Annotated in this window: 21 protein-coding genes, 2 tRNA genes and 3 rRNA genes; 20 read left to right on the plus strand and 6 right to left on the minus strand. The window is 67.1% G+C overall.

What is annotated here, in order from left to right; genetic code table 11:
- Positions 1-3: 3 nt before the first annotated feature.
- The 3 genes from QFW81_RS11360 (at position 4) to QFW81_RS11370 (ending at position 2,722) form a co-directional block, all read left to right on the plus strand.
- Entirely contained in the window at positions 4-822 is an 819-nt protein-coding gene (locus QFW81_RS11360) for an SDR family oxidoreductase (RefSeq protein ID WP_280578898.1), read from the plus strand.
- A 168-nt stretch (positions 823-990) separates the two neighbouring features.
- The gene (locus tag QFW81_RS11365) at positions 991-1,428 is read left to right on the plus strand and encodes a VOC family protein (RefSeq protein WP_280578899.1); all 438 of its coding nucleotides are present in this window, start codon (positions 991-993) and stop codon (positions 1,426-1,428) included.
- 76 nt (positions 1,429-1,504) lie between these two features.
- Positions 1,505-2,722 carry an acetylornithine transaminase gene (locus QFW81_RS11370; protein ID WP_280578900.1) on the plus strand — a complete coding sequence of 406 codons (1,218 nt, stop codon included), beginning with the start codon at positions 1,505-1,507 and terminating at the stop codon, positions 2,720-2,722.
- Positions 2,723-2,755: 33 nt separating this feature from the next.
- Here QFW81_RS11370 and QFW81_RS11375 read toward each other — a convergent pair whose 3' ends face one another.
- The 3 genes from QFW81_RS11375 to thiE form a co-directional block, all read right to left on the minus strand.
- Positions 2,756-3,646 carry an ion transporter gene (locus tag QFW81_RS11375; protein WP_280578901.1) on the minus strand — a complete coding sequence of 297 codons (891 nt, stop codon included), beginning with the start codon at positions 3,644-3,646 and terminating at the stop codon, positions 2,756-2,758.
- Positions 3,630-4,934 (minus strand): glutamate-1-semialdehyde 2,1-aminomutase, encoded by a 1,305-nt coding sequence (hemL, locus tag QFW81_RS11380; RefSeq protein ID WP_280578902.1) that lies wholly within the window; start codon positions 4,932-4,934, stop codon positions 3,630-3,632. Before hemL ends, QFW81_RS11375 begins: the two co-directional genes overlap by 17 nt.
- A gap of 73 nt (positions 4,935-5,007) precedes the next feature.
- Complete coding sequence (thiE, locus tag QFW81_RS11385) at positions 5,008-5,691, minus strand: thiamine phosphate synthase (protein ID WP_280578903.1); 684 nt, start codon at positions 5,689-5,691, stop codon at positions 5,008-5,010.
- On the opposite strand from thiE, the gene QFW81_RS11390 reads away from it, so the two are divergent.
- A complete protein-coding gene (locus tag QFW81_RS11390; protein WP_280578904.1) occupies positions 5,685-5,903 on the plus strand; it encodes a rubredoxin in 219 nt (72 codons plus the stop codon). The genes thiE and QFW81_RS11390 overlap by 7 nt on opposite strands.
- A 25-nt stretch (positions 5,904-5,928) precedes the next feature.
- Here QFW81_RS11390 and QFW81_RS11395 read toward each other — a convergent pair whose 3' ends face one another.
- Both QFW81_RS11395 and QFW81_RS11400 read right to left on the minus strand, forming a co-directional pair.
- Positions 5,929-6,810: a SirB1 family protein gene (locus QFW81_RS11395; RefSeq protein ID WP_425604040.1), complete on the minus strand. Its 882-nt coding sequence runs from the start codon at positions 6,808-6,810 to the stop codon at positions 5,929-5,931.
- Between the two features lie 16 nt (positions 6,811-6,826).
- Positions 6,827-7,279 (minus strand): DUF192 domain-containing protein, encoded by a 453-nt coding sequence (locus QFW81_RS11400; protein WP_280578905.1) that lies wholly within the window; start codon positions 7,277-7,279, stop codon positions 6,827-6,829.
- A gap of 561 nt (positions 7,280-7,840) precedes the next feature.
- On the opposite strand from QFW81_RS11400, the gene QFW81_RS11405 reads away from it, so the two are divergent.
- The 16 genes from QFW81_RS11405 to QFW81_RS11480 all read left to right on the plus strand — a co-directional run bounded on the left by QFW81_RS11405 (position 7,841) and on the right by QFW81_RS11480 (position 24,402).
- Positions 7,841-9,385, plus strand: a 16S ribosomal RNA gene (locus QFW81_RS11405).
- 76 nt (positions 9,386-9,461) lie between these two features.
- Positions 9,462-9,538, plus strand: a tRNA-Ile gene (locus QFW81_RS11410).
- Positions 9,539-9,541: 3 nt separating this feature from the next.
- Positions 9,542-9,617 (plus strand) — tRNA-Ala (locus tag QFW81_RS11415).
- A gap of 236 nt (positions 9,618-9,853) precedes the next feature.
- Positions 9,854-12,717 (plus strand): 23S ribosomal RNA (locus QFW81_RS11420).
- Positions 12,718-12,863: 146 nt separating this feature from the next.
- Positions 12,864-12,976, plus strand: a 5S ribosomal RNA gene (gene rrf / locus QFW81_RS11425).
- The 16S, 23S and 5S rRNA genes sit together here with 2 tRNA genes alongside, the layout of an rRNA operon.
- Before the next feature lie 237 nt (positions 12,977-13,213).
- Positions 13,214-15,346, plus strand: a complete 2,133-nt coding sequence (locus QFW81_RS11430; protein ID WP_425604025.1) for a prolyl oligopeptidase family serine peptidase — start codon at positions 13,214-13,216, stop codon at positions 15,344-15,346.
- Positions 15,347-15,391: 45 nt separating this feature from the next.
- Positions 15,392-17,551: a S9 family peptidase gene (locus tag QFW81_RS11435; RefSeq protein WP_280578907.1), complete on the plus strand. Its 2,160-nt coding sequence runs from the start codon at positions 15,392-15,394 to the stop codon at positions 17,549-17,551.
- Positions 17,552-17,713: 162 nt separating this feature from the next.
- The gene (locus QFW81_RS11440) at positions 17,714-18,130 is read left to right on the plus strand and encodes a YbaN family protein (RefSeq protein ID WP_280578908.1); all 417 of its coding nucleotides are present in this window, start codon (positions 17,714-17,716) and stop codon (positions 18,128-18,130) included.
- A gap of 54 nt (positions 18,131-18,184) precedes the next feature.
- Complete coding sequence (lptM, locus tag QFW81_RS11445) at positions 18,185-18,514, plus strand: LPS translocon maturation chaperone LptM (RefSeq protein ID WP_280578909.1); 330 nt, start codon at positions 18,185-18,187, stop codon at positions 18,512-18,514.
- A 70-nt stretch (positions 18,515-18,584) separates the two neighbouring features.
- Positions 18,585-19,400: a diaminopimelate epimerase gene (gene dapF / locus QFW81_RS11450; protein WP_280579411.1), complete on the plus strand. Its 816-nt coding sequence runs from the start codon at positions 18,585-18,587 to the stop codon at positions 19,398-19,400.
- Entirely contained in the window at positions 19,388-20,068 is a 681-nt protein-coding gene (locus tag QFW81_RS11455) for a DUF484 family protein (RefSeq protein ID WP_280578910.1), read from the plus strand. The genes dapF and QFW81_RS11455 overlap by 13 nt, the downstream gene beginning before the upstream one ends.
- A gap of 85 nt (positions 20,069-20,153) precedes the next feature.
- Positions 20,154-21,029 (plus strand): tyrosine recombinase XerC, encoded by an 876-nt coding sequence (xerC, locus tag QFW81_RS11460; RefSeq protein WP_280578911.1) that lies wholly within the window; start codon positions 20,154-20,156, stop codon positions 21,027-21,029.
- Between the two features lie 117 nt (positions 21,030-21,146).
- Entirely contained in the window at positions 21,147-21,614 is a 468-nt protein-coding gene (locus QFW81_RS11465; protein WP_280578912.1) for a DUF1203 domain-containing protein, read from the plus strand.
- A gap of 71 nt (positions 21,615-21,685) precedes the next feature.
- Positions 21,686-22,237, plus strand: coding sequence for an ATP-dependent protease subunit HslV (gene hslV, locus QFW81_RS11470; RefSeq protein WP_280578913.1), 552 nt, complete (start codon positions 21,686-21,688; stop codon positions 22,235-22,237).
- Between the two features lie 162 nt (positions 22,238-22,399).
- The gene (gene hslU / locus QFW81_RS11475) at positions 22,400-23,758 is read left to right on the plus strand and encodes an ATP-dependent protease ATPase subunit HslU (RefSeq protein WP_280579412.1); all 1,359 of its coding nucleotides are present in this window, start codon (positions 22,400-22,402) and stop codon (positions 23,756-23,758) included.
- A gap of 206 nt (positions 23,759-23,964) precedes the next feature.
- On the plus strand, positions 23,965-24,402 hold the full coding sequence (locus QFW81_RS11480; protein ID WP_280578914.1) for a hypothetical protein: 438 nt from the start codon (positions 23,965-23,967) through the stop codon (positions 24,400-24,402).
- Positions 24,403-24,496: 94 nt separating this feature from the next.
- On the opposite strand, the gene QFW81_RS11485 is transcribed toward QFW81_RS11480, so the two are convergent.
- A complete protein-coding gene (locus tag QFW81_RS11485; RefSeq protein ID WP_280578915.1) occupies positions 24,497-25,324 on the minus strand; it encodes a D-hexose-6-phosphate mutarotase in 828 nt (275 codons plus the stop codon).
- Positions 25,325-25,331: the final 7 nt, after the last annotated feature.

Below are 25,331 nucleotides of genomic sequence, written 5' to 3' on the forward strand. Positions count from 1 at the left end.
GCCATGCCCGCGCTGACCGGAAAGACCCTGTTCATCACCGGCGCCTCGCGCGGCATCGGCCTGGCGATCGCGCTGCGCGCCGCGCGCGACGGCGCCAACGTGGCGATCGCTGCGAAATCCGCCGTGCCCAACCCCAGGCTGCCCGGCACCATCCACAGCGCCGCGCGCGCGGTCGAGGAGGCGGGCGGACGCGCGCTGGCGCTGCGCTGCGACATCCGCGAGGAGGCGCAGGTGCGCGAGGCGGTGGCGCGTACCGTCGAGGCCTTCGGCGGACTCGACATCCTGGTCAACAATGCCAGCGCGATCTGGCTGCGCGGCACGCTCGACACGCCGATGAAGCGCTTCGACCTGATGCAGCAGGTCAATGCCCGCGGCACCTTCCTCTGTGCGCAGGCGTGCCTGCCGCACCTGCTGCAGGCGGCCGACCCGCACATCCTCACCCTGTGCCCCCCGCCGTCGCTGGATCCGAAGTGGTGGGCGCCGCATACCGGCTACACCCTGGCCAAGATGGGCATGAGCTTCGTCACGCTGGGGCTGGCGGCCGAGTTCGCCGACCGCGGCATCGCCATCAACGGGCTCTGGCCGCGCACGCTGATTGCCACCGACGCGCTGGCGATGATCCCGGGCGTGGTGCCCGGCAATGGACGCGCGCCGGCGATCATGGCCGATGCCGCGCATGCGGTGCTCTCGCGCCCGTCTGCCGGATTCACGGGCCGCTTCCTGATCGACGACGAAGTGCTGCGCGAGGCGGGCGTCACCGACCTGTCGGGCTACGCGGTCGATCCCGCGCAGCCGTTGCTGCCGGACCTGTTCCTCGATTGAGTTCGCCGTCCAAGACCGTCCGCATGCGGCCATGATCTTCTTGCGATCCGGGGCAGTCGGCGCGATCTTGACTGCCGTGCCACCGTCCGGGTCCCGATGACAGGGACGCCTCGCGCCGCGTCGCCCGGGCTTCGACCGCTTCGCCGCCAACCCCACGAGCTGCCCACCATGAAATACCTGCACGCGATGATCCGCGTCCACGACCTGGACGCCACCAGCCGCTTCTTCACCGATGGCCTCGGCCTGCGCCAGACCCGGCGCATGGACAACGAGGCCGGCCGCTTCACGCTGGTCTACTTCGGCGCGCCGGAGAACCCGGAGGCCGAGATCGAGCTGACATACAACTGGCCGCCCGCCGACGGCTCACCGCCCGAGGACTACGGCAGCGCGCGCAATTTCGGCCACCTCGCCTTCGCCGTCGACGACATCTACGCGCTGTGCGCGCACCTGCAGTCGCAGGGCGTGACCATCCTGCGCCCGCCGCGCGACGGCCGCATGGCATTCGTGCGCACGCCGGACCTGATCTCGATCGAACTGCTGCAGAAGGGCGCGGCGCTGGCGCCGGCCGAACCCTGGGCGTCGATGCCCAACACCGGCAGCTGGTAGCCCGCGTGCCGCGGCCCGCGCGTGGCCGCGTCGGACGCGGCACAATGACCGGCCCCGTCCGCAGCCCCCCACGCGCATGATCCCGTCCAGCCAGACCGCCGACCTCGTCGCCCTCGGGCAGCAGCGCTACCTGCCGGTCTACCGGCAGCGGGCGATGGTGCTCGATCGCGGCCAGGGCGCGCGGCTCTGGGATGTCGACGGCCGCGACTACGTCGACTTCGCCGCCGGCATCGCGGTCTGCAGCCTCGGCCATGCCGATCCCGACCTCGTCGCCGCGCTGACCGAGCAAGCCGGGCGGCTGTGGCACACCAGCAACGTCTTCCACAGCGAGCCGCCGCTGCGCCTGGCGGCGGAACTGGCGGAGGCCTCGCGCTTCGCCGAGCGCGTGTTCCTGTGCAACTCCGGCGCCGAGGCCAACGAGGCGGCAATCAAACTGGTGCGCAAGTGGGCCACCGCGCAGGGGCGCGAGCCGGCGCGCCGGGTGATCGTCAGTTTCCGCGGCAGTTTCCACGGCCGCACGCTGGCGGCGGTCACCGCTACGGCGCAGCCCAAGTACCAGGCCGGCTACGAGCCACTGCCCGGCGGCTTCCGCTACGTCGACTTCAACGACGCCACCGCGCTGGAAGTCGCCATGGCCGCCGGCGACGTCGCCGCAGTGCTGGTCGAACCGGTGCAGGGCGAGGGTGGGGTGATGCCCGCCGCGCCCGGCTTCCTGCGCGGTGTGCGCGAACTGTGCGATCACCACCGCGCGCTTCTGGTGCTGGACGAGATCCAGTGCGGCATGGGTCGCACCGGGACCCTGTTCGCGCACTGGCAGGACGAGGTGGTGCCGGACATCGTGACCCTGGCCAAGGCGCTGGGCGGCGGGTTCCCGGTCGGCGCGCTGCTGGCCGGGCCGAAGGTCGCCCGGGCGATGCAGTTCGGCGACCACGGCACCACCTTCGGCGGCAATCCGCTGGCGGCGGCCGTGGCGCGCGTGGCCCTGCGCAAGCTCGCCTCGCCCGGGATCATGGCCAATGTCTCGCGCCAGTCCACTGCCCTGCGCACGGGCCTGGAGGAACTGAACCGCGAACTGGGCCTGTTCTCGGAGGTGCGCGGACGTGGCCTGATGCTCGGCGCCGTCCTGGCGCCGGCGCATGCGGGCCGCGCCGGCGAACTGCTCGACCGCGCCGCGGCGCAGGGCCTGCTGCTGCTCCAGGCGGGCCCGGACGTGTTGCGCTTCGTGCCGCCGCTGAACATCGACGACGCCGCGCTGCACGACGGCCTGCAGCGCCTGGGCGCGGCCTTGCGCTGAGCCGCGACGGCCCGTCGTTCGCCCGCCCCGGACTCAGTCGTGCGGCAGGGTGCGGCCGCACTTGCGGCAGTGCCAGGCGTCGGCCTCGTGGTCGGGCAGCCCGCACTCGGTGCAGCGCACCTGGCGTCGCCGCGGCTGCAGCGAGCGCGCCAGTTCGGCGGTGTAGATGCCGGTAGGCACGGCGATGATGCTGTAGCCGATCACGATCAGCACCGAGGTCACGAATCGCCCGAACGGCGTGCCCGGTGCGATGTCGCCGAAGCCCACCGTGCCGACGGTCACGATCGCCCAGTACATGCCGGTCGGGATGCTGGTGAAGCCGTGCTCCGGCCCTTCCACCACGTACATCAGTGCACCGAAGATGACGACGATGGTCACCAGGGTGGCGATGAACACGAAGATCTTGCGCCGGCTGCGCTGCAGCGCGTCGAGCAGCACCCCGGCCTCGCTGGAGTACTGCACCAGCTTCAGCACCCGGAACACGCGCAGCAGCCGCAGCGCGCGGATCACCGCGAACGAGGTGCTGGCCGGGAACAGCAGCGACAGGAAGGTGGGCAGGATCGCGAGCAGATCGATCACCCCATAGAAACTGCGCGCATAGCGCCAGGGTCGCTTCACCACCCACAGCCGCACCGCGTACTCGACGGTGAAGGCCAGCGTGAACACCCACTCGGCCGCGTACAGCCACAGGTGCCAGCGCTGCTTGATCGCGGGCACGCTGTCGAGCAGCACGACCGCTACGCTGGCGAGGATCACCGCGATCAGCACCAGGTCGAAGTTGCGCTCGTCCGGTGCGTCGTGGTGGAAGATGCGCCGGAACCAGCGGTAGCGCGCGCCTTCGGTCGAGGCGGGCAGGTACTCCTTCTCGAACAGGCTCCCGCCTGCAGCCGGTGCCGCGGTGCCGGATTCAGCCGGTATGGTCATCGGCCAGGCTCCGGAATGCCTCGCGCGCGGCCGCCAGGGTCGCGTCCACCACGCCCTCGTCATGCGCGCTCGACACGAAGCCGGCCTCGAACGCCGATGGCGCGAGGAACACGCCGCGCGCCAGCATCGCGTGGAAGAAGCGGTTGAATGCGGCCGTATCGCAGGCCACCGCCTGCGCATAGGTATCCACGATGGTCTCGGTGGTGAAGAACAGGCCGAACATCGCGCCGACCCGGGTGGTCGTGAAGGCCATCCCCGCTTCGCGCGCGGCCGCCTCCAGGCCGTCGCACAAGGCGTGCGTGGTCGCCTCGAGGCGGGCGTGGAAGCCGGGCTCGGACACCAGTTCGAGCATCGCCAGGCCCGCGGCCATGGCCACCGGATTGCCGCTGAGCGTGCCGGCCTGGTACACCGGTCCGGACGGCGCGACCTGTTCCATCAGTTCACGCCGGCCGCCGTAGGCGCCCACCGGCATGCCGCCACCGATGATCTTGCCGAACGTGCTCAGGTCGGGCGTCACGCCATAGCGCGCCTGCGCGCCGCCGAGCGCAACCCGGAAGCCGGTCATCACCTCGTCGAAGATCAGCAGCGTGCCATGGCGCGTGCACAGCTCGCGCAGGTGCCGAAGGTAGCCGTCGCGCGGCGGCAGGCAGTTGGCGTTGCCGACCACCGGTTCGATGATCAGTGCGGCGATGTCGCCGCCGGCGGTGTCGAACAGCGCCGAGGCGGCGTCGAAGTCGTTGTAGGGCAGGGTGAGGGTCAGGTCGGCCAGCGCCTTGGGCACGCCTGGCGAGGTCGGAACGCCAAAGGTCAGCGCGCCACTGCCGGCCTTGACCAGGAAAGAATCGCCATGGCCGTGGTAGCAGCCTTCGAACTTCACGATCCGGCTGCGCCCGGTGGCGCCGCGCGCGAGGCGGATCGCCGACAGCGTCGCCTCGGTGCCGGAATTGACCATGCGCACCATCTCGCACGAGGGCACCAGCCTGGCGAGGGTTTCGGCCATGGTCACCTCGGCAGCGCATGGCGCGCCGAACGAGAGGCCGTCGCCGATCGCGCGCTGCACCGCCTCGCGGACGTGCGGATGGTTGTGGCCGACGATCATCGGGCCCCACGAGCCGACGTAGTCGACATAGCGGTTGCCGTCGACGTCGTACAGGTACGGGCCATCCGCGCGGGCGACGAAGAACGGTTCGCCGCCGACCGACTTGAATGCCCGCACGGGCGAATTGACGCCGCCGGGCAGGCGCGCGCGCGCGCGCTGGAACAGGGCGTGCGAGTGATCGTGGTTCATCGTGTGCGGGGCATCTGTCGGGGAGGCGGGAGGAAGAGCGGTTGGACGGCCGGCGGGGACGGAACGACGGTGTTCAGCGCCGGCACGTGTCGCGCGGCTGCGCGAACGCTTGCAGGTACGCCTGCGCCGCGGCCCTGGGATCGGAAGCACCGAACACCCCGTTGACCACGGCCAGCAGGTCGGCGCCGGCCGCGACCAGGCCGGGTGCATTGTCGACCGTGATGCCGCCGATCGCCACCCGCGGCACGCCCAGGCCGGCCGCCGCGCGCAGGAGGTCGGGGCTGGCGCGACGGGTGGTGGCCTTGGTCGCGGTCGGGAAGAAGGCGCCGAACGCCACGTAGCTGGCGCCCGCGTCGACCGCGCGGCGCGCGCGTTCGAGCGCGTCGTAGCAGGACGCGCCGAGGATGGCGCCGCGCCCCAGGGCCGCGCGCGCGGCTTGCAGGTCGCCGTCGTCCTCGCCCAGATGCGCGCCGTCGGCGCCGCTCTCGGCCGCGAGTCGCCAGTCGTCGTTCACGATCAGCGGGACGCCGGCGGCGCGGCACGCGGGCAGCAGCGCCGCGACCTGGGTACGACGCAGTGCGGGCGTGGCTGTCTTGTGCCGGTACTGCAGCCAGGTGGCATGCGGCAGCACGTGCACGACCAGCGCCAGAAGGGCACCGGTGTCGTCGACATCGGGTGTCACCGGATACAGCCCGCGCACGCGGGCTGCGGCGTCCCCGGTCGTTTCGCCCTCACGCGGGGAATGGGACAATGGCATGCATCCTCCTGAGCCTTCGAGCGCATTATCCGATGAACGACACGCCCTACCGCAGCTGGATGTGCGTGGTCTGCGGCTTCGTCTACGACGAGGCGGCGGGCCTGCCGGACGACGGCATCGCGCCCGGTACGCGCTGGGAAGACGTGCCCGAGACCTGGACATGCCCGGATTGCGGCGTCACCAAGGATGATTTCGAGATGGTCGCCCTGTAGCGCGGCGATCCTCCGCCGCGGCGCGTCAGTGCAGGCGGCCGGTGCGCGACCCCGCCTCGATCAGCCGCATGCGGACCTGCGACGCGTCGTCCGCGCGCGGCTGCCGCAGCAGATAACGGTGCAGGTCCTCGCGCGCGCCGGCCAGGTGACCGAGTTCGAGGTATCCCAGGCCGCGGTCGCGCAGGCCCTCGGGGTTGTCGGGCAGCAGCCGCAGTACGCGATCCGCGCTGCGCGTCGCGCGTTCCCAGTCGCCACGCTCCTGGTAGACCCCGTGCAGGTTGCGCAGCACCCGCACCAGGATCGCGCGGTTCGACGCCGGGTACAGGATCTGCGAGAGCGCGTCGTCGTCCGGCACCTCCCCGCCCAGATGCGTGCGCGCCCGCTGGCGCAGCTCGTCGACGTCGAGCGGGCGCCCGCGGTTGAACGGATCCATCACCAGCACGCCGTCGTCCACCGGCAACCGCACCAGGAAATGCCCGGGAAACGACACCCCGTCCAGCGGCAGTCCGACCTCGCGCGCCACCGCCATCTGCACCAGCGCCAGCGAGATCGGATTGCCCAGCCGGCGCTCGAACACCTGGTTGAGATAGCTGTTGCGCGGGTCGTAGTACTCGTCGTGATTGCCCGCGTAGCCGACCTCCTCGAACAGGTACCGGTTGATCGCGCGCATCTTCAGGGCCGGGTGCGATTCGCGGTCGATCACACCGCGGATGTGCGAGGCATGGCCCTGTACCTGCAGCGCGTAGCGGCGCGGCTCGAGCTCCGGATACTCGTCGCGTGCGATCAGCAGGGCCACGCCCAGCAGCGGCAGCGCATCGTCGTCGAGCCCGGCCAGCGCGTCCCAGCGGGGCAGGGGGTTGTTCGCGTCCATGCCTGCAAGACTGCGCTGGCCGGGCACGGGGCGCAAGCTCACGGGCGACGCATCAGGGCGTGGGCTGCAGCGCGCGCGAAAGCCGCATGCGCGTGCCGTCGCTCAACTGCAATCGCGCCGCCTCACCGGCGTTGAGCTCCAGCACATAGCGCGCAGGGGCGTCGCTCGGGTACGTCGGACACGCGTTGCCCGCGGAGCACGGTGGCACGTCGCGCCGCTGCGAGACCAGCGTCAGGCCGGCGTCGAAGTACAGGATGTCGAGCGCGATGCGCGTGTTCTTCATCCAGTAGGCCAGAGGCTCTTCGCGCTCGTGCACGAACAGCATGCCGGTGCCCTCCGCGAGCGTGTCGCGGAACATCAGGCCGCGCGCGCGTTCGGCATCGTCGTCCGCCACCTCCACCGCATACCGCTTTCCGCCCAGCTCGACCCAGTTGGGATCGGCGCTGGCGCAGGCGGACAGACCAAGCGTCAGCGCAAGCGCGGCGAAGCGTCGAATCAGGGACATGTCGGCATCCTTCGTGGCGTCAGACCGCAACATCGGACAGTGCCCCGGGACGCGTCAAGGCGTGAAGATGCGGAAGGGGGCTATGCAAGCCGATTGCGATTGTGCAGAATGCGCGCCCCGCATCACCGGGGCCACGCAGCGGCAACGCCGCAAGGCCCTCCGGGCCGGAAAATTCCCTCTCGCAGGGTGTTGACGGACCGGAAAAACGGGCTAGAATGTGCGGCTCCCTTCGACGAAACGCCCAGCCGGGCGCCAAGCTGAAGGGAAGTCAAAAACCCCTTCACGGGGTGTTGACGAAAGCAAAAACCGCGCTATCATGTGCGGCTCCCTGAGGCGAAACGCCGAAGGGTACGGAAGCGAGGCGCTGAGGCCTGTTTCCAACGATCTTTGACAGTGTGCGCAGGTGACTTGTGCGGGCGTCTGGCAGGTGGATGACTGTCCATCTTGCAGACGTTCGTAACAGAGCAACAAGTCAATTCAAATGCAGTAATGCAAGCGAGTAATTTGGAGCTCGGGACGACGACTGCACTCGAAATATTTGGACGCAAGTCCAGAAAACTTTAAGTGAAGAGTTTGATCCTGGCTCAGAGTGAACGCTGGCGGCAGGCCTAACACATGCAAGTCGAACGGCAGCACAGGGGAGCTTGCTCCCTGGGTGGCGAGTGGCGGACGGGTGAGGAATACGTCGGAATCTGCCTTTTTGTGGGGGATAACGTAGGGAAACTTACGCTAATACCGCATACGACCTTCGGGTGAAAGTGGGGGACCGCAAGGCCTCACGCAGATAGATGAGCCGACGTCGGATTAGCTAGTTGGCGGGGTAAAGGCCCACCAAGGCGACGATCCGTAGCTGGTCTGAGAGGATGATCAGCCACACTGGAACTGAGACACGGTCCAGACTCCTACGGGAGGCAGCAGTGGGGAATATTGGACAATGGGCGCAAGCCTGATCCAGCCATGCCGCGTGGGTGAAGAAGGCCTTCGGGTTGTAAAGCCCTTTTGTTGGGAAAGAAATCTTTCCGGTTAATAACCGGAGAGGATGACGGTACCCAAAGAATAAGCACCGGCTAACTTCGTGCCAGCAGCCGCGGTAATACGAAGGGTGCAAGCGTTACTCGGAATTACTGGGCGTAAAGCGTGCGTAGGTGGTTCGTTAAGTCTGATGTGAAAGCCCTGGGCTCAACCTGGGAATTGCATTGGATACTGGCGGGCTAGAGTACGGTAGAGGGTAGTGGAATTCCTGGTGTAGCAGTGAAATGCGTAGAGATCAGGAGGAACATCCGTGGCGAAGGCGACTACCTGGACCAGTACTGACACTGAGGCACGAAAGCGTGGGGAGCAAACAGGATTAGATACCCTGGTAGTCCACGCCCTAAACGATGCGAACTGGATGTTGGGTTCAACTAGGAACTCAGTATCGAAGCTAACGCGTTAAGTTCGCCGCCTGGGGAGTACGGTCGCAAGACTGAAACTCAAAGGAATTGACGGGGGCCCGCACAAGCGGTGGAGTATGTGGTTTAATTCGATGCAACGCGAAGAACCTTACCTGGCCTTGACATCCACGGAACTTTCCAGAGATGGATTGGTGCCTTCGGGAACCGTGAGACAGGTGCTGCATGGCTGTCGTCAGCTCGTGTCGTGAGATGTTGGGTTAAGTCCCGCAACGAGCGCAACCCTTGTCCTTAGTTGCCAGCACGTAATGGTGGGAACTCTAAGGAGACCGCCGGTGACAAACCGGAGGAAGGTGGGGATGACGTCAAGTCATCATGGCCCTTACGGCCAGGGCTACACACGTACTACAATGGGAAGGACAGAGGGCTGCAAACCCGCGAGGGCAAGCCAATCCCAGAAACCTTCTCTCAGTCCGGATCGGAGTCTGCAACTCGACTCCGTGAAGTCGGAATCGCTAGTAATCGCAGATCAGCATTGCTGCGGTGAATACGTTCCCGGGCCTTGTACACACCGCCCGTCACACCATGGGAGTTTGTTGCACCAGAAGCAGGTAGCCTAACCGCAAGGAGGGCGCTTGCCACGGTGTGGCCGATGACTGGGGTGAAGTCGTAACAAGGTAGCCGTATCGGAAGGTGCGGCTGGATCACCTCCTTTTGAGACTAAAGACAGCTAATTGCCTGTCGGACGTCCGCACAAGTAACCTGCACAATCCGCACAACAGAAACAGACTGGGTCTGTAGCTCAGGTGGTTAGAGCGCACCCCTGATAAGGGTGAGGCCGGTGGTTCGAGTCCTCCCAGACCCACCACTTGGGGCCTTAGCTCAGCTGGGAGAGCACCTGCTTTGCAAGCAGGGGGTCGTCGGTTCGATCCCGACAGGCTCCACCAGCCTCTGTTTCGCCTGGATTGCGCGCACACTAAAGATCAGAAATGCATCGACGTTGAAGTCGGTGCATGTTCTTTGAAAAATAGGGAAGTAGCGAGCGTTTGAGACGAATCCGTCCAGACGTGTCGTATGAGGCTAAGGCGGGAATCGAGAGATTCCTTATTTGAGTCGTTGCAATATTCGCGTCCGTGGCTTGTAACCACGGGCACTGCAACCCCGAGGCGACTTGGGGTTATATGGTCAAGCGAATAAGCGCACACGGTGGATGCCTTGGCGGTCAGAGGCGATGAAGGACGTGGCAGCCTGCGAAAAGTGTCGGGGAGCTGGCAACAAGCTTTGATCCGGCAATGTCCGAATGGGGAAACCCACCCCGCAAGGGGTATCGTGCAGTGAATACATAGCTGTACGAGGCGAACGCGGTGAACTGAAATATCTAAGTAACCGTAGGAAAAGAAATCAACCGAGATTCCCTTAGTAGTGACGAGCGAACGGGGATTAGCCCAAAAGTCGATTTGGTTCTAGCAAAAAGGCCTGGAAAGGCCTGCCATAGATGGTGACAGCCCAGTATGCGAAAGGGCCATTTCGATGAAATTGAGTAGGGCGGGGCACGAGAAACCCTGTCTGAACATGGGGGGACCATCCTCCAAGGCTAAATACTCCTGACCGACCGATAGTGAACCAGTACCGTGAGGGAAAGGCGAAAAGAACCCTGGTGAAGGGAGTGAAATAGACCCTGAAACCGTGTGCGTACAAGCAGTAGGAGCCCTTCGGGGTGACTGCGTACCTTTTGTATAATGGGTCAGCGACTTATTGTCTGTGGCGAGCTTAACCGTATAGGGGAGGCGAAGGGAAACCGAGTCTGATAAGGGCGCATAGTCGCAGGCAATAGACCCGAAACCGGGTGATCTAGTCATGCCCAGGGTGAAGGTACCGTAACAGGTACTGGAGGCCCGAACCCACTCCCGTTGCAAAGGTAGGGGATGAGGTGTGATTAGGAGTGAAAAGCTAATCGAACCCGGAGATAGCTGGTTCTCCTCGAAAGCTATTTAGGTAGCGCCTCATGTGAATCCTCTCGGGGGTAGAGCACTGTCATGGCTAGGGGGTCATTGCGACTTACCAAACCATTGCAAACTCCGAATACCGAGACGGACTGCATGGGAGACACACGGCGGGTGCTAACGTCCGTCGTGAAAAGGGAAACAACCCAGACCCACAGCTAAGGTCCCAAATTTTGTGCTAAGTGGGAAACGATGTGGAAAGGCACAGACAGCCAGGAGGTTGGCTTAGAAGCAGCCACCCTTTAAAGAAAGCGTAATAGCTCACTGGTCGAGTCGGTCTGCGCGGAAGATTTAACGGGGCTAAGCACAGAACCGAAGCTTGGGGTGCATAACTTGTTATGCGCGGTAGAGGAGCGTTCCGTAAGCCTGCGAAGCGGGATTGAGAAGTCCCGTGGAGGTATCGGAAGTGCGAATGCTGACATGAGTAACGATAATGCGGGTGAAAAGCCCGCACGCCGAAAGCCCAAGGTTTCCTTGCGCAACGTTAATCGACGCAGGGTGAGTCGGCCCCTAAGGCGAGGCAGAAATGCGTAGTCGATGGGAAGCTGGTTAATATTCCAGCACCTCGCGTAAGTGCGATGGAGGGACGGAGAAGGTTAGGCAGGCCGGGCGTTGGTTGTCCCGGTGAGAGAGTTGAGGCGGTGCCCTTAGGCAAATCCGGGGGCGCAACGTTGAGACTAAGGACGAGTCCATTAGGACGAAGCTGCTGATATCACGCTTCCAGGAAAAGCTCCTAAGCTTCAGCTTACGCAGACCGTACCGTAAACCGACACAGGTGGGTAGGATGAGAATTCTCAGGCGCTTGAGAGAACTCGGGTGAAGGAACTAGGCAAAATAGCACCGTAACTTCGGGAGAAGGTGCGCCTCTTCTGGTGAATAGCTGGGGGAGGCCGAAGTGACCAGGCCGCTGCGACTGTTTATCAAAAACACAGCACTCTGCAAACACGAAAGTGGACGTATAGGGTGTGACGCCTGCCCGGTGCCGGAAGGTTAATTGATGGGGTCAGCCGCAAGGCGAAGCTCTTGATCGAAGCCCCGGTAAACGGCGGCCGTAACTATAACGGTCCTAAGGTAGCGAAATTCCTTGTCGGGTAAGTTCCGACCTGCACGAATGGCGTAACGACAGCGGCGCTGTCTCCACCCGAGACTCAGTGAAATTGAAATCGCTGTGAAGATGCAGCGTTCCCGTGGCAAGACGGAAAGACCCCGTGAACCTTTACTATAGCTTTACACTGAACGTTGAGTTCGTCTGTGTAGGATAGGTGGGAGGCTGTGAAGTGCTAGCGCTAGCTGGCATGGAGCCATCCTTGAAATACCACCCTGTCGTGCTTGACGTTCTAACCTGGGCCCGTAATCCGGGTCGGGGACCGTGTATGGTGGGTAGTTTGACTGGGGCGGTCTCCTCCCAAAGAGTAACGGAGGAGCTCGAAGGTACGCTCAGCGCGGTCGGACATCGCGCACTGTGTGCAAAGGCATAAGCGTGCTTGACTGCAAGATCGACGGATCAAGCAGGTACGAAAGTAGGACTTAGTGATCCGGTGGTTCTGTATGGAAGGGCCATCGCTCAACGGATAAAAGGTACTCCGGGGATAACAGGCTGATACCGCCCAAGCGTCCATAGCGACGGCGGTGTTTGGCACCTCGATGTCGGCTCATCACATCCTGGGGCTGTAGTCGGTCCCAAGGGTATGGCTGTTCGCCATTTAAAGTGGTACGCGAGCTGGGTTCAGAACGTCGTGAGACAGTTCGGTCCCTATCTGCCATGGGCGTTGGAGATTTGAGAGGGGCTGCTCCTAGTACGAGAGGACCGGAGTGGACGAACCTCTGGTGTTCCGGTTGTCACGCCAGTGGCATTGCCGGGTAGCTATGTTCGGAAGCGATAACCGCTGAAAGCATCTAAGCGGGAAGCGCGCCTCAAGATGAGATCTCCCGGGACACAAGTCCCCTAAAGGAACCATCAAGACCAGGTGGTTGATAGGCTGGGTGTGTAAGCGCAGTAATGCGTTGAGCTAACCAGTACTAATGATCCGTGCGGCTTGACCATATAACCTCAAGTGGCCTTGGACTCTGCGATACGTCGCGGACGTTCGGACCAAACCAGTTCGCTACTTCCCTACCCAATGAGAGCGTGAGCGCTGCTCATCCGTGCGGATTCGTCCGCCGATGAGACTTGCGACCCTCCACGGTCTCCCTGGTGACAATAGCTGAGTGGAACCACCCGATCCCATTCCGAACTCGGAAGTGAAACGCTTACGCGCCGATGGTAGTGTGCATCCGCATGCGAGAGTAGGTCATCGCCAGGGTCTTTACCCAAAACCCCCAGCTTCGGCTGGGGGTTTTTCTTTGCGCGTCTGGTTATCCCCGGCGGCAGGCGCGACGACACGTGCGGTGGCTGGACCCGCCCCGACGCCACGGCGCAGCCAGCTCCAGCTGGCATCGCGGTTGCCCGAAGGTACCTGCTGCCGGCTCGACTTCCGGCACTCCGGAGCCGTGCATCGCGTGTGTTAGCGTTCCGGCACTTTTTCAGACGGATGTCCCGCATGTCGAAATGCATTTCCGCCGCGGCGCTTGCGCTCGCGTTCGGCCTGTCTGCAGGCGTGGCCCACGGCAACGAGGAGAACCAGGTGTCCGATCCGCACCAGTGGCTGGAAGGCGTCGAGGACGAGAAGGCCCTCGCATGGGTGAAGGCGCAGAACGCCAGGGCCGAGGCCGAACTCGCCGCCACGCCCGCGTTCAGGACGCTCGAGTCCGAGTTGCTCGCGATCTACGACTCCGACGACAAGATCCCGGGCGTCTACAAGCAGGGCGAGTGGTACTACAACTTCTGGAAGGACAAGCAGAATCCGCGTGGCCTGTGGCGCCGCACCACGCTCGAGGAGTATCGCAAGCCCAGACCGCAGTGGGAGGTGCTGATCGATCTCGATGCGCTCAACCAGGCGGAAGACGAGAACTGGGTCTGGCACGGTGCCGACTGCCTGCGCCCCGACTACCGCCGCTGCCTGGTCGCGCTGTCGCGCGGCGGCGCCGATGCCGACGTCACCCGCGAGTTCGATCTGGAGAACAAGACCTGGGTCGAAGGCGGATTCTTCCGCGAGGAGGCCAAGGGCGCGTTGTCGTGGATCGATGCCGACACGGTCTATGTCTACAGCGACTTCGGGCCCGGGTCGCTGACCGAGTCGGGCTATCCGCGCGTGGTGAAGCGATGGCGGCGTGGCACACCGCTGACGTCGGCGACGCCCGTGTACGAAGGCAAGCCGGACGACATGTACATCGCGGCGATGCACGATCACACGCCTGGCTTCGAACGCGACTTCGTCAGCCGCACGCTCGCCTTCTACAACGATGAGCTGTACCTGGTCGGGGCCGACGGCGCGCTGGCGAAGGTCGACGCCCCGAACTCGGCGAACAAGGGCGTGCACCGGCAATGGTTGACGCTGGAACTGCGCGAACCCTGGGAGGTGGGCGGCACGACCTACCCCGCCGGCTCGCTGCTGGCGGCGAACTTCGACGCATTCATGGCCGGAGCGCGCGAGTTCGAGGTGCTGTTCGAGCCGACCGACACCACCTCGCTGGCGGGGTCGTCGTGGACCCGCAACCATCTCGTTCTCAACGTCCTCGAGGATGTGAAGAGCAAACTGTGGGTACTCACGCCGGGCGACGATGGCTGGGCGCGGCGGCCGCTGGCCGGGCTGCCCGAGTTCGGCACCGTCAGCGCCTCGGCGGTTGACGACGAAGAGTCGGATGCCTTGTGGCTGACCGTCACCGATTACCTGACCCCGACCACGCTGATGCTTGGCGATGCAGGCCCGGACGCCCCGGCGCCCGAGGTCCTCAAGACCATGCCGACGTTCTTCGATGCCTCGAAGCACGTGGTCGAGCAGCATTTCGCCACCTCGAAGGACGGCACCCGCGTCCCGTATTTCCTGGTGCGCCCGAAGGAGGCGAAGCCGGACGGCCGCAACCCGACCCTGCTCTACGGCTACGGCGGCTTCGAGATCTCGCTCACGCCCGGCTATTCCGGCGGCGTCGGCAAGGGCTGGCTGGAAAAGGGCGGAACGTATGCGGTCGCGAACATCCGCGGCGGCGGCGAGTACGGACCGCGCTGGCATCAGGCCGCGCTGAAGCAGAACCGGCACAAGGCCTACGAGGACTTCGCCGCGGTCGCGCAGGACCTGATCGACCGCAGGATCACCTCGCCCGCGCACCTCGGCATCCGCGGCGGCAGCAATGGCGGCCTGCTCACCGGCAACATGCTGGTGCAGTATCCGGAGCTGTTCGGCGCGGTGGTGATCCAGGTGCCGCTGCTCGACATGCGGCGCTACAACAAGCTGCTCGCCGGCGCGTCGTGGATGGCCGAGTACGGCAATCCGGACGTACCGGAGGAGTGGGACTACATCCGCACCTTCTCGCCGTACCACCTGTTCGATCCGGCGAACAAGTATCCACCGACGATCCTGCTGACCTCGACCCGCGACGACCGTGTGCATCCCGGCCACGCCCGCAAGATGATGTCGAAGATGCTCGAATCAGGGCAGGACGTGCGCTATTACGAGAACATCGAGGGCGGACACGGAGGCGCGGCGGACAACCGCCAGGCGGCGCACATGGACGCGCTTTACCTCACCTTCCTCTGGCAGCAACTGGCCGGGGAGCAGGGTGCGCCCGCGCCCTGATACCTCATCGCCGGGCCTGTCCTTCCCTAAACGCCGGGACCACCCATGAACACGGCACTCCTCTTCGCGACGACGATCCTGATGACGCTTTCGACTTCCTCCGCCACCGCCGCAGTCGCAACCCCACCGGACGCGGACAAGCGCCCGCACGTGGTCAGGGCCCCGCACGGTGCCGAACGCGACGACGAGTACTACTGGCTGCGCGACGACGAGCGCGAGGACAAGGCGGTCCTCGCCTACCTGGAGGCCGAGAATGCCTACGCCGACCGGTTGATGGCGCCGCTGGAGCCGCTGGAGAACGCGCTGTACGAGGAGATCGTCGGTCGCATCAAGCAGGACGACAGTTCGATTCCCGCGCGCGAACGCGGGTGGTGGTACTACGCCCGCTACGAGACCGGAAAGGACTACCCGATCCACGCCCGCCGCAAGGACGGCCCGGGCGTGGATGCGCTGTCGATCCAGCAGGCCAACGAGCGTGGCGATTTCGAAGGCGAACAGGTGCTGCTCGACGTCAATGCGCTGGCCGACGGCAAGGATTACTACGCGGTGGGCGCCTACGAGGTCAGCCAGGACAACACCATGCTGGCCTGGGCCGACGACACCAACGGCCGCCGCCAGTACACCGTCCGCTTCCGCGACCTGGCCACTGGCCAGCCGTATCCGGAGGAACTGCGCGGCACCTCCGGCGATCTCGTGTTCGCCGACGACAACCGGACCGTGTTCTATATCGAGAACGATCCGGAGACGCTGCTGACCAAGCGCGTGAAGCGGCACGTGATCGGCACCGATCCTGCACAGGACGCCGTGGTCTACGAGGAAGTGGACGACAGCTTCTACATGGGCATCGACCGCACGCGGGACGACCGCTACATCGTCATCGGCGTCAGCAGCACCGTGTCCGACGAGCTGCGGTATGCACCGGCGGCCGATCCGCAGGCGTTCACCGTGCTCGCGCCGCGCGAGCGCGACCTGGAGTACCAGGCCGACCACCTCGGCGACCGCTGGGTGATCCTGACCAATGCCGACGGCGCGAAGAACTTCAAACTGGTCGAAGCGCCGAGCGGCTCCGCCTCCCGCAAGGCGTGGACCGACGTCGTCGCCCATGACGAGGACGTGCTGCTGGAGACGTTCGAGCTGTTCGACGGCTTCATCGCGCTGGGCGAGCGTTCCGATGCGCTCGAGCGCGTGCGCATCCTGCGGCCCGGGCGCGAGGACGAACACGTCGCAGCCGACGAGCCCGCGTATTCGATGGGCCTGTCGGCCAACACCGAGCCCGACACCACGAAGCTGCGCTACACCTACACCTCGCTGACCACGCCGGCGACCACCTATGAACTCGACACCGCCACCGGCGAGCGCGTGCTGCTCAAACAGCAGCCGGTACTCGGCTACGACCCGACGCAGTACGTCACCGAGCGCGTGTGGGCGACCGCCCGCGACGGAGAGCGCATTCCCGTGTCGCTGGTCTACCGCAAGGGGTTCAAGCGCGACGGCACCGCCGCGATGCTGCAGTACGCCTACGGCAGCTACGGCATGTCGATGGACCCGGGCTTCAGCATCACCACGGTCAGCCTGCTCGACCGCGGCGTGGTGTACGCCCTGGCGCACATCCGCGGCGGGCAGGAGATGGGGCGCCGCTGGTACGACGCCGGCAAGCTGCTCAACAAGGTCAACACCTTCACCGACTTCATCGACGTCACCGACCATCTCGTCGCCCAGGGTTACGCGGCGAAGGATCGGGTGGCTGCGGCCGGCGGCAGCGCCGGCGGGCTGCTGATGGGCGCGGTGTCGAACATGGCGCCGGACCGCTACCGGGTGATCCTGTCGCAGGTGCCGTTCGTCGACGTGGTGACCACCATGCTCGATGCCAGCATCCCGCTGACCACCAACGAGTACGACGAGTGGGGCAACCCGGAGCAGCGCCAGTACTACGACTACATGCTGACCTACTCGCCCTACGACAACCTCAAGGCCCAGGCCTACCCGGCGATGTTCGTCGGCACGGGTCTGTGGGACTCGCAGGTGCAGTACTGGGAACCGGCCAAGTACGTGGCGCGGCTGCGCGACGTCGATACCGGCGGCGGCCCGCTGGTGTTCCGCACCAACATGGAGGCCGGGCACGGCGGCAAGTCGGGCCGGTTCCGCCGCTTCCGCGAGCAGGCCGAGATGTACGCCTTCATGCTCGACCAGCTCGGCGCGAAGTAGGCCGGGCGTCGCGCGCCGGGGCTGTCGGCCTCGATGCGAGAGAGGAGCGCATCCGGGGCGCGCGATGGCGGTGCGCCCCGACGGCACTCCCGCTGCCGACCCGTCGGGCGCGCAGGTCCCCGCACGCACGGCGTCACGACACGCCGCCGATATGATGCGCCGATGCGTCCGACCCCCCGCCATCGCTGGGCCTGGTGGCTGCTGGCCTACGTCAGCCTCGGCCTGGGCATCATCGGCGCCTTCCTGCCGGTGATGCCGACCACGGTGTTCGTGCTCATCGCCGCGTGGGCGGCGGCGCGCGGATCGGAGCGCCTGCACCGACGCCTGCATGCGCATGCGCGATTCGGGCCCGCGATCCGCGACTGGGAGGCGCACGGTGCGGTCAGCCGGCGCGCGAAATGGATGGCGACCGCGATGATGCTGCTGTCCGCGACGATCCTGGTGGGGGCGATGGCGTTCAGCGGCGGCCATCGCTGGTGGATGATCGCGTTGCCGGTCGGCTGCATGGCCGCGGTCGGCACCTGGCTGTGGCGACGGCCCGAACCGCAGTCGCCGGTGGAACGGGTGAAAGCCGACTGAGCCGGCCGCCAGCCGGGCTCCTCCTCGCGGGTTGCCCGGGCTACACTGCCGCCCATGCGCAGACTCCCGCTCCTGCTCGCGCCGCTGGCGCTGATCCTGGTCGTCAACCTCGCCGCCTGCGGCAACAAGGGGCCGCTGGTGCGTCCTCCCGCGGACGATGCGGACGTCGAGTTCGACGACGGTCCTGCCGAGGGATCGGTGGATCCGGCGCTCGAGCCGGTGCCGCCGGCCGTGGATCCGGTGGATGGCGCCGACGAGGGCGCCGATCCCGTGATCGATACCGACTCCGACTACGATGCCGATGGCGACGACGATGGCGATGCCGGGCAGGAGGGCGAGGGTGATCCGGAGCCGGTGCCCGCGGCGGATGACGGCAACGGCTGACCGCGTGGCCGTGAGCGCTTCGTACCCGATCCGACGCGAGCACCCGCAGGCGCGCCTGCGCTTCAGCAAGATGCACGGCGCCGGCAATGATTTCGTGATCCTCGACCTGCGCGACGGAGCGCCGCCGCCCTCGCCGGACCTGTGCCGCGCATTGGCCGACCGGCATGCCGGCGTCGGCTGCGACCAGATCCTGACCATCGAGCCCGCGCGCACTCCGGGGTCGCTGGCCGGCTATGGGATCTGGAATGCGGACGGCTCGGCCTCCGCCCAGTGCGGCAACGGCGCGCGCTGCGTCGCGGCCTGGCTGGTGCGGGATGGTGCGGCCTCGGACGCGCGTTTCGTGCTCGACAGTCCCGCCGGCTCGCATGCGGTGGACGTGCTTGGTGACGGCCACTTCCGCGTGGCGATGGGCGTGCCGCGCTTCGCGCCGGCGCAGGTGCCGCTCGCCGTGGAGGGAGCGGAGCGGGACGACTACGCGTTCGCACTCGCGCACGTCGGCCTGATTCGCTTCGGCGCGGTGTCGATGGGCAACCCGCATGCGGTGATCGAGGTGGACGACGCCGATGTCGCGCCGGTCGGCGTACTGGGCCCGGCGCTGCAGGACAGCGGCCTGTTCCCGCAGTCGGCGAATGTCGGCTTCGCCCAGGTGATCGATCGCAGCCGCATCCGCCTGCGCGTGTACGAGCGCGGCGCGGGCGAGACCCTGGCCTGCGGCAGCGGCGCATGCGCCGCGGTGGCGGTGCTGGTGCGGCGCGGGCGCGTGGATCGCGAGGTCGCGGTGTCGCTGCCCGGCGGCGAATTGCACATCGCCTGGCCCGACGACGCCGCGCAGGTCGCGATGGCGGGGCCGACGGCTTTCGTATTCGAAGGGGAATGGACCGGATGAGCAATCCCGAGCGCCTCGGCGCCCATGAAGTGGCGGCCTGGCTGCGACGCCAGCCGAAGTTCCTGCAGCAGTTCCCGGACCTGGCGCTGAGCCTGGTGGTGCCGCGCGAGGACGGTCCCGCGGCCTCGCTGGCGAGCTACCAGCTCGAAGTGCTGCGCGACAAGAACCGTGAGCTCTCGCGCCGCCTGCACGACCTGTTCGCGATCTCGCAGGAGAACGAGCGCCTGGCGGTGCGCACCCACCAGCTGACGCTGGCGCTCATGCGCCAGCCCGATCGCGCCGGCGTGGTGCGGGCGATGGCGGCGACGCTGGAAGAGGATTTCGCCGGCGACCTGGTGCGCATCGTGCTGTTCCATCCGGTGGACGGGCTCGGCGGCGAACCCTGGCTGCAGGTGATCGAGCGCGACGATCCGGTGCTGTCGCCGTTCGCGGATGCGCTCAAGGGCGGCGAGCCGCTGTGCGGCCGGCTGCATCCGGACAAGCAGGCGCTGCTCTACGGCGCGCGCGTGGACGAGGTGCAGTCCAGCGCGCTGCTGGCGATCGAGGGCACCGGCCTGGTGGCCGTGGGCAGCGGCGATGCCAACCGCTTCTATCCCGGCATGGGCACGTTGTTCCTGCGCATGATGGGCGAGGCGTTCGACGTCGCGCTGCGACGGTTCGATGGCTGAACCTCGCCGCCGTGCGGCATCCGATGCGCGCCCGTCCACGGCGTGCGCCGTGCCGGCGGGCGGCCCGGGCGACGGGGGCGGGGCGATGATCGCCGACTACCTGGCCCACCTGCAGGTCGAGCGGCGCGTGTCGCCGCACACGCTCGACGGCTACCGCCGCGATCTCGATGCGCTCGCGGCATTCTGCACGCATGCGGCACGCGATTCCGTGGCCCTGGGAGAGCCCGACATCCGCGCGTTCGTGGCCGCGGAACATCGCCGCGGCCTGTCGCCCAAAAGCCTGCAGCGACGGCTGTCGGCGGTCCGCGGCTTCTACCACTGGCTGTTGCGGCATGGACACGTGCCGGCGAATCCGGCCGCGAGCATCCGCGCGCCGAAGGCGCCGCGCAAGCTGCCGCAGGTGCTCGATCCCGACGAGGCCAAGGCCCTGGTCGAGGTCGACACCGCAGCGCCGCTGGGCCTGCGCGACCGCGCGATGCTGGAACTGTTCTATTCCTCCGGCCTGCGCCTGGCCGAACTGTGCGCCCTGCGCTGGCGCGACCTGCAGCTCGACGAGGGCCTGGTCACCGTGCTCGGCAAGGGCGCGCGGCAGCGGATCGTGCCGGTCGGCTCGCATGCGCGCAATGCCTTGAGTGCATGGCGCGCCGAGCGCGGCGGTGGCCAGGACGCCCCGGTGTTCCCCGGCCGCGGCGGCGGCCCGATCGGACCACGCGCGGTGCAGATGCGGATGCGCCAGTTGGCGCAGCGGCAGGGCCTGTTCAAGCGCGTGCATCCGCACCTGTTGCGGCACTCGTTCGCCAGCCACGTGCTCGAATCCTCCGGCGACCTGCGCGGCGTCCAGGAACTGCTCGGCCACGCCGACATCGCCACCACCCAGATCTACACCCATCTCGACTTCCAGCACCTGGCGAAGGTGTACGACGCCGCGCATCCGCGCGCGAAGCGGCGCAGCGGCGACTAGGACGCCGGCGGCGTCGTCGGTCGGCCTGTCGTCCATCGATGAATGCGATGTCCGGAACCGGCGAGCGCGGGGGCGCCGGCGCGCGCAAGCTGCGGCTTTCCACACCGGAGCCACACCATGCCCTTCCGACTGTCCGGCATCGATCCGGCACCGTTCGCCGCACTGTTCGCGCTGGACGACGACGCACTCGCGCAACGCGGCGTTCAGCGCTGCCGGGCCGATCGCGACAGCGGCTTTCCCTGCCGCATCAGCCTGGAGGACGCGCGCGTGGGCGAGGAGCTGCTCCTGCTGCCCTACGAGCACCAGCCGGCGCACACGCCGTACCGCGCCAGCGGGCCGGTCTTCATCCGTCGCGGCGTCCAGCGAAGCGAGCTGCCACAGGAGGTGGTGCCGCCGTACGTCGCCCGCCGGCTGATGTCGCTGCGCGCCTATTCCGACCGCCACTGGATGGTGGACGCGGAGGTCTGCGAAGGCGGCGACGTGGCGCGCGAACTGGCACGGATGTTCGGCGACGCGACGGTCGCCTACGTCCACCTCCACAACGCCCGGCGCGGCTGCTTTTCCTGCGTGGCGCACCGCGCCTGACCGTGGCCGGAGACGGGGGTTGATCGCGGCCGGGATGGCCGCATCTCGTGGTTTCCCGCCCAGGAGGCCGCATGGACCCCAGCCAGAATCCCCACGTGTTCCACGCCACCACGATCCTGTCGGTGCGCCGCGACGGCAAGGTCGCCGTGGCCGGCGACGGCCAGGTGACGCTCGGCCACACGGTGATGAAGGGCAACGCGCGCAAGGTGCGGCGCCTGGGCAAGGACGGCCAGGTGCTGGCCGGCTTCGCCGGCGCGGCCGCTGATGCGTTCACCCTGTTCGAGCTGTTCGAATCCAAGCTCGAGAAGCACGGCCAGCTGCAGCGCGCCGCGGTGGAGATGGCCAAGGACTGGCGCACCGAACGCCGCTTCGGCAAGCTCGAAGCCCTGCTGGCCGTCGCCGACCGGGACACCTCGCTGGTGATCAGCGGTACGGGCGACGTGATCGAGCCCGAGGACGGCATCATCGCGATCGGCTCGGGCGGATCCTACGCGCTGTCCGCGGCGCGCGCGCTGCTCGCGCACACCACGCTCGACGCACGCACGATCGCGACCGAGGCGCTGAACATCGCCGGCGACATCTGCATCTACACCAACCGCAACGTGGTGGTCGAAGAACTCTGACCGCGGACGCGCCGCAACCGCGCGCGGTCACACCCCCGTCGGCACACGGCCGCGCCGCCACCGTCTTCGCCGCCACGAGCCTCGATCCGCCACGCGCGGAACAGGCCAGGCCCATCCAGGAAGCGATCCATGCCCAGCAGTCCCAGCCAGTCCTCCTCCACCATGACCCCGCGCGAGATCGTGCAGGAGCTCGACCGCCACATCGTCGGCCAGCAGTCGGCCAAGCGCGCGGTGGCGATCGCGCTGCGCAATCGCTGGCGCCGAGCGCAGCTGGCGGACGAGCTGCGCAACGAGGTGATGCCCAAGAACATCCTGATGATCGGCCCCACCGGCGTGGGCAAGACCGAGATCGCGCGCCGCCTGGCGACGCTGGCCAACGCGCCGTTCGTCAAGGTCGAGGCCACGCGCTTCACCGAGGTCGGCTATGTCGGCAAGGACGTGGAGCAGATCATCCGCGACCTCGCCGACACCGCGGTCAAGCAGCATCGCGAACAGGCCAAGCGCAAGGTGCGTACCCAGGCCGAGGAGCGCGCCGAAGACCGCATCCTCGATGCGCTGCTGCCGCGGCGCGAGGCGTCGCCACCGGCGTTCGGCTTCGGCACGCAGGCCACGGTCGACATCGGCGCCGAGCCGTCGTCGAAGGAATCGGAAACGCGGCAGAAGCTGCGGCGGCAGTTGCGCGCCGGCGAGCTCGACGAACGCGAGATCGAGCTCGAACTCTCCGCCAACCCCGGCCACGTCGACATCATGACTCCGCCCGGCATGGAGGAGATGGGCCAGCAGCTGCGGCAGATGTTCGCCAACCTCGGCGGTGGCAAGACCCAGGCGCGCAAGCTGGCGATCCGGGCCGCACGGCCGCAACTGGTCGAGGAGGAAGCCGCGCGCCTGGTCAACGAGGAGGACGTGCGCGAAGCGGCGATCGAGGCCTGCGAGCAGCACGGCATCGTGTTCATCGACGAGATCGACAAGGTCGCCAAGCGCAGCGAGGGCATGGGTGCCGACGTCAGCCGCGAGGGCGTGCAGCGCGATCTGCTGCCGCTGGTGGAAGGCTCCACTGTCAACACCCGCTACGGCCCGGTGCGCACCGACCACATCCTGTTCATCGCCTCGGGTGCGTTCCATCTGGCCAAGCCCAGCGACCTGATCCCGGAGATGCAGGGACGGTTCCCGATCCGGGTGGAACTGTCGGCGTTGAGCAAGGACGATTTCGTGCGCATCCTGACTGAACCGAAGGCCGCGCTGACCCGCCAGTACGTCGAACTGCTGCGGACCGAAGGCGTGGAGCTGTCGTTCGCGGACGAGGCGATCGAGCGGCTGGCGGAGATCGCCGCGCAGGTCAACGAACGCCAGGAGAACATCGGCGCTCGCCGGCTGCACACCGTGCTCGAGCGCCTGCTCGACACGCTCAGCTACGAGGCGCCGGACAAGGACGGCAGCCGCGTCGCGATCGACCGCGCCTACGTCGACGCGCATCTGGGCGAGCTGGTGCAGGATCCGGACCTGAGCCGCTACATCCTCTGAAGCGCTCGCGCGCGGTACGCGCGTGTCGGGCATGCGGCTCGGTTGCCGCCGGCACTCAACGGGGCCCTGCGCCGCGACGGCGGGCAGCCGACGGCGTAGTGCAGCGGCCGCGCGCCGATACCGTCGATGAACGATCGCGGCAGTGCTTATCCCGGGCGCCGCGGCGGCACCTATGCTGGCGCCGGTCCCGTTTCCGATGAGCCGCCATGTGCCGATCGCTCCTTGCCGCCGCGTCCGCGGCCGTCCTGTCCCTGTCCGCCATCGCACCGGCCGCGGCGCGCGACGTCTCTTGCCGCCTGGATTTCGACATGGCCGGCTGGTCGGTGCTGTACAAGACCGCGTCGGGCACCGGCCGGATCAGCTGCGACAACGGCCAGGCGATGGTGGTGCGGATCGAGGCCCGCGGCGGTGGGCTGAGCGTGGGCAAGTCGGAGATCCGCGGCGGCCGCGGCGAGTTCTCCGGCGTGCGCGGGATCGCCGAGGCGCTCGGCACCTACATGGCCGCCGAAGCCCACGCCGGCGCGGTGAGGTCGAGCAAGGCCCAGGTGATGACCAAGGGCGACGTGTCGCTCGCGCTCGCGGGCACCGGCGATGGCTGGGACCTGGGCGTGGCCTTCGGCGGGTTCACGATCGAGGCCCGCTGAGCGCCCGCCGCCGGGATCTCGGCCTGCGGGCGAAGCCGCGGCCAAGGCGCGAAGGTCACCACGGCGGCCCGCCACGTGGCTGCACGCGGTGCGTTCAGCCCAGGCGCTGCGTCCCGCGCCAGCGATCGCCCGGCGCCAGCCGCAGCGGCTGCAGCACCTGCGCCGCCTCCACGCAGACGAAGGTCCGCCACTCGCCGGGTGCGAGATCGGCGATGCCGGAAGCGAGCCGCTCGCCGGGGTTCCAGACCACGGCATCGGCAAAGCCGTCGTGCTCGATCGCCACGCGGCGATCGCCGTCGACCAGCGCCAGCGGTGCGACCACGTCGCCGTAGATGCGGTCGGTCTCGCCATCGAAACCGACCAGCGCCTCGTGCTGGCGATGCAGGGTGCCGCCGGCGGCGCTGTCCTCGAAATCGCAGCCGTGCAGGCCTTCGATCGTGGCGCCGGTGGCGTCGTCGACGCGCAGATAGGTGTGCAGCGCGGCGGTGACATCGAACGCGGCCTCGCCGGTGTTGGCGATCGCGAGCGACACCTCCAGCCGCGTGGCGGACAATGCGACCGACAGCCGGCAGGCGAAGGCGTGCGGCCACTCGGCGGTCGCGGCGCTGTCGCGCAGTTCGAACTGCGCCAATGCGCCGTCGCTGCCCGCGAACGACCAGTCCAGCAGCCGCGCGAAGCCGTGCTTGCGCAGCGGGCCGCGATCGCCGAACTGCGGGAAGATCACCGGGATTCCGCCGCGGATCGCGCGGCCGGGCGCGGTCTCGGCTGCGTCGGCGAGGAACAGCCGCTCGTGGCCGTCGGCCGGAATCCAGGACAGCACCTGTGCGCCGTGCAGCGACACCAGCGCGTTCGCGCCGCCGGCGGCGAGGCGCAGGCAGGCGAGGCCGCGGAATTCGACGGGATCGATCCGGATCGACGACATGGGGCGG

This window comes from Luteimonas kalidii (assembly GCF_029887935.1).
Lineage (GTDB): Bacteria > Pseudomonadota > Gammaproteobacteria > Xanthomonadales > Xanthomonadaceae > Luteimonas > Luteimonas kalidii.

Bases quoted from the DNA above. Each gene is read 5' to 3' on its own strand.
- QFW81_RS11360 (WP_280578898.1), top strand. From the start codon at position 4: ATGCCCGCGCTGACCGGAAAGACCCTGTTCATCACCGGCGCCTCGCGC.
- QFW81_RS11365 (WP_280578899.1), top strand. From the start codon at position 991: ATGAAATACCTGCACGCGATGATCCGCGTCCACGACCTGGACGCCACC.
- QFW81_RS11370 (WP_280578900.1), top strand. From the start codon at position 1,505: ATGATCCCGTCCAGCCAGACCGCCGACCTCGTCGCCCTCGGGCAGCAG.
- QFW81_RS11375 (WP_280578901.1), bottom strand. From the start codon at position 3,646: ATGACCATACCGGCTGAATCCGGCACCGCGGCACCGGCTGCAGGCGGG.
- hemL (WP_280578902.1), bottom strand. From the start codon at position 4,934: ATGAACCACGATCACTCGCACGCCCTGTTCCAGCGCGCGCGCGCGCGC.
- QFW81_RS11390 (WP_280578904.1), top strand. From the start codon at position 5,685: ATGGCATGCATCCTCCTGAGCCTTCGAGCGCATTATCCGATGAACGAC.
- thiE (WP_280578903.1), bottom strand. From the start codon at position 5,691: ATGCCATTGTCCCATTCCCCGCGTGAGGGCGAAACGACCGGGGACGCC.
- QFW81_RS11400 (WP_280578905.1), bottom strand. From the start codon at position 7,279: ATGTCCCTGATTCGACGCTTCGCCGCGCTTGCGCTGACGCTTGGTCTG.
- QFW81_RS11430 (WP_425604025.1), top strand. From the start codon at position 13,214: ATGTCGAAATGCATTTCCGCCGCGGCGCTTGCGCTCGCGTTCGGCCTG.
- QFW81_RS11435 (WP_280578907.1), top strand. From the start codon at position 15,392: ATGAACACGGCACTCCTCTTCGCGACGACGATCCTGATGACGCTTTCG.
- QFW81_RS11440 (WP_280578908.1), top strand. From the start codon at position 17,714: ATGCGTCCGACCCCCCGCCATCGCTGGGCCTGGTGGCTGCTGGCCTAC.
- lptM (WP_280578909.1), top strand. From the start codon at position 18,185: ATGCGCAGACTCCCGCTCCTGCTCGCGCCGCTGGCGCTGATCCTGGTC.
- dapF (WP_280579411.1), top strand. From the start codon at position 18,585: ATGCACGGCGCCGGCAATGATTTCGTGATCCTCGACCTGCGCGACGGA.
- QFW81_RS11455 (WP_280578910.1), top strand. From the start codon at position 19,388: ATGGACCGGATGAGCAATCCCGAGCGCCTCGGCGCCCATGAAGTGGCG.
- xerC (WP_280578911.1), top strand. From the start codon at position 20,154: ATGATCGCCGACTACCTGGCCCACCTGCAGGTCGAGCGGCGCGTGTCG.
- QFW81_RS11465 (WP_280578912.1), top strand. From the start codon at position 21,147: ATGCCCTTCCGACTGTCCGGCATCGATCCGGCACCGTTCGCCGCACTG.
- hslV (WP_280578913.1), top strand. From the start codon at position 21,686: ATGGACCCCAGCCAGAATCCCCACGTGTTCCACGCCACCACGATCCTG.
- hslU (WP_280579412.1), top strand. From the start codon at position 22,400: ATGACCCCGCGCGAGATCGTGCAGGAGCTCGACCGCCACATCGTCGGC.
- QFW81_RS11480 (WP_280578914.1), top strand. From the start codon at position 23,965: ATGTGCCGATCGCTCCTTGCCGCCGCGTCCGCGGCCGTCCTGTCCCTG.
- QFW81_RS11485 (WP_280578915.1), bottom strand. From the start codon at position 25,324: ATGTCGTCGATCCGGATCGATCCCGTCGAATTCCGCGGCCTCGCCTGC.